This window comes from Stenotrophomonas sp. PS02289 (genome assembly GCF_029960115.1).
Lineage (GTDB): Bacteria > Pseudomonadota > Gammaproteobacteria > Xanthomonadales > Xanthomonadaceae > Stenotrophomonas.
Window position 1 is genome coordinate 1 of record NZ_JASCOZ010000252.1, and the last position, 4,486, is coordinate 4,486.

General features: G+C 66.4%; 6 protein-coding genes. All 6 read right to left on the minus strand.

What is annotated here, in order from left to right:
- Window positions 1-54: 54 nt before the first annotated feature.
- A complete protein-coding gene (locus tag QMX83_RS20375; protein ID WP_282298456.1) occupies window positions 55-312 on the minus strand; it encodes a hypothetical protein in 258 nt (85 codons plus the stop codon).
- A 129-nt stretch (window positions 313-441) separates the two neighbouring features.
- Window positions 442-1,674, minus strand: coding sequence for an NAD(P)/FAD-dependent oxidoreductase (locus QMX83_RS20380; protein WP_282298457.1), 1,233 nt, complete (start codon window positions 1,672-1,674; stop codon window positions 442-444).
- A gap of 60 nt (window positions 1,675-1,734) precedes the next feature.
- A complete protein-coding gene (locus tag QMX83_RS20385; protein ID WP_003488188.1) occupies window positions 1,735-1,941 on the minus strand; it encodes a cold-shock protein in 207 nt (68 codons plus the stop codon).
- 88 nt (window positions 1,942-2,029) lie between these two features.
- A complete protein-coding gene (locus QMX83_RS20390) occupies window positions 2,030-2,776 on the minus strand; it encodes an S-methyl-5'-thioinosine phosphorylase (protein ID WP_282298458.1) in 747 nt (248 codons plus the stop codon).
- The gene (locus QMX83_RS20395) at window positions 2,776-3,330 is read right to left on the minus strand and encodes a hypoxanthine-guanine phosphoribosyltransferase (protein ID WP_282298459.1); all 555 of its coding nucleotides are present in this window, start codon (window positions 3,328-3,330) and stop codon (window positions 2,776-2,778) included. The genes QMX83_RS20390 and QMX83_RS20395 overlap by 1 nt, the downstream gene beginning before the upstream one ends.
- Window positions 3,330-4,337, minus strand: a complete 1,008-nt coding sequence (gene nagZ, locus QMX83_RS20400; RefSeq protein ID WP_282298460.1) for a beta-N-acetylhexosaminidase — start codon at window positions 4,335-4,337, stop codon at window positions 3,330-3,332. The genes QMX83_RS20395 and nagZ overlap by 1 nt, the downstream gene beginning before the upstream one ends.
- Window positions 4,338-4,486: the final 149 nt, after the last annotated feature.

The window sequence follows — 4,486 nt, forward strand, 5'->3', positions numbered from 1 at the left end:
CGCCCTGCGTGGCTGCAGTCCTCCCAACTCCGCGCAGCCACGCAGGGCGTGGCTCTACGCCGCAGAGGGCATCAGCAGAATTTCCGGCGCATCCGGATTCTGTGCAACCGGGCGGCTGCGGATATCCACCAGCATGGCCTGTGCCGCAGCACGGATGCGCGCATGATGCTCAGCGGCCGCGTGGGTAATCAGGCTGGTGACATGGAACTCGAAGACATCTTCCATCACATCGGGCTGATCTTCGTGCAACATCTGCAGCAGGCCGCGCAGTTTGCGGATTTCACTGTCGAGCACGTCAGCCGGGAACAGCATGTCTCACTCCTTGGGGGGATGCAGTGACGTGTTTGTCTCATATTGACAGTGAGTTCACTGTCAATCCCCAGCAGCCACTTCTTCACGCCCGGCATGATGATTGCGCATGAGCAGATGCCGCGCGCAGGTTCAGGTGTCGGAGGAAGGTGTCATCGCCGCGACGAATCCGGGCGACAACGGCCACTTCCGCCACCAGCCGTGCTGGGTTCCACTCAGCACGCGCAGCATGTGACCACGCCCGCCTGGCACGCGCCCCATGGGGCCGAACAGCACGTCTCGTGCGTTGGCCACGGTGTCATGGTCAGACTGGAACAGCGGCGTCAGCCAGCGGCTCCAGAACTGATAGATCGCCACATGCGCCTTGCGCCGCGCCTCATAGGCCTGCAGCGCGGCGTCGCGATTCGCGTGTTCGCGCAGCGCGTCGCGCAGTGCCAGCGCGTCCAGCAGCGCCATGTTGACTCCCTGCCCCAGTTGCGGGCTCATCGCATGCGCGGCGTCACCGGCAAGCACCAGTCGTTGATGATGCCAGCGGTGCATGACCGCATCACGGTAAGCCGCACGCGACAGCTGATTGCCATCGGTGAGCCCGGCAAGACGCGCATGCGCCTGCGGCCACAGCGCGGCGACCTCCTCGAGCCAGCGTGGCAGGCCGTCCTGCTCCCATTGCGCGAACTGGTTGCGTGGCAGGCTCCAGAAGAAGCTCAGACGGGGGGTGTCATCGCCGGGTCGCGTACCCACCGGCAGCATGCCGATCATCTTCCGCGCGGCCACATAGCGTTGCCGCAGTTCGTCGACATGCGACCAATCGCCGCACGGCAACAAACACCACAGTGCGCCCCAGGGATACTCGCGATCCAGCCGGGTCCCCTGCACCGCCCCGCGCAAGGTGGACGCTGCGCCGTCGGCGGCGATCACGAGGTCGTACGGCCCGTGCCAGTGACCCTGCGCATCGCGCAGTCGCCCCCGTTCGCTGTCCACCTCCACGATGGTGGTGCCCGCCTGCAGGTGCTGCGGATACTCCCAGGCCTGGGCCAGCAGCGAGAACAGCGCTCCGCGCTGCATGCCGATGCCGTGCAGATGCGGATGCAGGCCGGCGTAGCGGATGTCCATCACCGCACGTCCGCACGGCGTTTCGCCATACAGCCGGCGCACGCCTGCGCCGTGGGCCAGCACCTGTGGCAGCAGGTCCATCTGCCACAGCACGTCCAGTCCACTGGGCTGCAACAGGAAGCCGGCACCCACCGGGCCCGGGGACGGTGCGCGCTCGAACACGTGCACCTGGTGATGGTCGCGTGAAAGAAGGACCGAAAGCGACTGGCCTGCGGTGCCGTAGCCGATGATGGCGATGCTGCGCTGCTGCATGGGACGTCCTGTCAAAAAAAACCCCGCCGAAGCGGGGTCCTCAACGCACGGGCGAGTGGATCACTCAACCGGCGTGATGTTCGAGGCCTGGGCACCCTTCGGGCCCTGGGTCACGTCGTAGGAGACGCGCTGACCTTCCTGCAGGCTGCGGAAGCCCTTGGAATTGATGGCGGAGAAGTGCGCGAAAACGTCGGCGCTGCCGTCCTCCGGAGAAATAAAGCCAAATCCCTTGGCGTCGTTGAACCACTTGACGGTACCGTTCGGCATGGTAGTGCGAGACCTTCTTCAATGAATGGGTGGTGTACGCTCAACCAGCGCACTCGCGGAGTATGCAAAGCTTGTTACGCAATGACAATCACCCGCGTGCCAATTCGCCAATCAGTTCCGGCAATCCGGCCGACGCAGCGTCCACATTGGCCAGTACTTCGGCCATCGTGATCTCCTCGCCGGTGCCGCATCCGGCTGCCCAGTTGGCCACGATGGCCAGACAGGCGTAGTCCAGCCCCAGCTCGCGCGCCAGGCCGGCTTCCGGCATGCCGGTCATGCCAACCAGGTCACATCCGTCACGACGCATGCGCGCGATCTCGGCATTGGTTTCCAGCCGCGGCCCCTGGGTCGCGCCATAGCAGCCACCGTCATGCAGCCGCGCACCGGTGACTTTTGCCGCCGCCAGCACCTTGCTGCGCAGCAGCGGGGTGTACGGATGACCAAAGTCCACGTGCAGCACTTCGCTGCCCGGTTCTTCGCTGAGGGTGGAAATGCGGCCCCAGGTGTAGTCGATCAACTGGTCCGGACACGCGAGCACACGCGGACCGAAATGTTCGGTAATGCCGCCGACCGTATTGAGCGCCAGCACGCGCTTCGCGCCGATCTGCTGCAACGCAGCAAGATTGGCCCGGTAATTGATCTTGTGCGGCGGCAGCGAATGCCCCTCGCCATGTCGTGCCAGAAACGCCACGCGCTGGCCCAGCAGCGTGCCGACCCGGATCGGGCCAGACGGCGTGCCATAGCGGGTGTCCACGGTATGACTGCTGACGTCATCGAGCTGGGCCAGCTTGTAGACGCCAGTGCCGCCAATGACGGCCAGTGAAATCGCTTCCATCATTCCTTCATCGCGTAGATGGCCGGCACGCAACGCAGTGCCTCGTTGACGTCCATGCCGAAACCGAACACGTAACGGTCAGGCAGCTCCACACCGGCGTAGTCGGCCTTGACGTCCGGCAGCGCGCGATCGTGCTTCTTGACCGTCAGCGCGGCGATGCGCACGTCGGTGGCACCCTGCTCCAGGCACCAGGTGCGCACACCCTGCAGAGTGAAGCCTTCGTCCAGGATGTCGTCGACCAGCAACACGCGACGGCCGAACAGCGAGGTCGCCGGCTTGTGCTTCCAGACCAGTTCACCGCCGGTGGTTTCGCCACGGTAGCGGGTCGCATGCAGGTAATCGAACTGCACATCCTGGCCGCGCGCGCCCAGTTCCAGCGCCAGCTGGCCGGCGAACGGCAGCGCGCCGTGCATGATCGACAGGAACAGCGGCACCTCGCCCTTGTAGTCGGCCGCGATGGCGTCGGCGATGGCACCGATGGCCTTGTCGATGGTGGGGCGGTCAACCAGCAGGTCGGCCTGGGCCAGCGCCTGGGAAATGGTGAGGTTGGGCATCAGACGGTTCTTCCAAGGGATTCAAGCAAACGGGATTGGGTAGTGCCGTGGCGGGCATCGGCCAGCAGGCCGTCCCAGCCAAGGGCGCCGCGACCGATCAGGCCGATCAGCGCAGCGGTATTGAGGGAGCGGCCCTGTACGGCCTGCAGGGCATCGTCGACCAGCTCGGGGTGGCACACCAGCACCACGTCACAGCCGGCATCCAGATGCGCGTGCACGCGGGCGGTGACGCCACCGGCAGAGAACGAGGCGGCCATGCCGATGTCGTCGGAGAACACCACGCCGCGGAAGCCCATTTCTTCGCGCAGGATCTGCTGGATCCAGCGCGGCGAATAGCCGGCCGGTTCCGCGGCCACCTGCGGGTAGACCACGTGGGCCATCATCACCGCGTCCGCGCCGGCGTCGATCCCGGCGGCGAACGGCACCAGGTCGAGGGCACGCAGTTCTTCGAGCGTGCGCGGATCACTGGCGTTGTCGACGTGGGTGTCTTCCAGCACGGTGCCGTGTCCGGGGAAGTGCTTCAACGTGGCGGCCATGCCCACGCTGTGCATGCCGCGCACATAGGCGCGGGTGAAGGCGGCCACCACCTGCGGGTCGGCGCTGAAGGCGCGGTCACCAATGGCGCGGTTGCCGCGGCCCAGGTCAACCACCGGGGCAAAGCTCAGGTCCACGCCACTGGCACGCACCTCGCTGGCCATCAGCCAGGCGTGCTGCTCGGCCAGTGCCAGCGCGGCGTCCGGGTCCTGCGCATACAGCGCATCGAAGCCGTGCAGCGGCGGCAAAGCAGAGTAGCCCTCCCGGAAACGCTGTACACGACCGCCTTCCTGGTCCACGCAGATCAGCAGCGGGCGGGGGGCAGCAGCGCGCAACGCGGCCGACAGCTCGGCCACCTGCTGGCGCGAGGCGAAGTTGCGCTTGAACAGAATGACGCCAGCCACGGCGTCGTGCTGCAGCCAATCGCGTTCCTGGGCAGTGAGTTCGGTCCCGGCAACGCCGATCACGAGCATGGATGGTTCTCCGAAACGGGGCACCTTGATGGCGCACTGCCGCATTGTCGCAGAACACGCGTCATGGCGGGAACGCGGGCGAAATCCGCATCGCCTGGGGCGGGGGGGGGGGGGGGCGCCGCCGCCGGGGGGGGGGGGGGGGGGGGGGG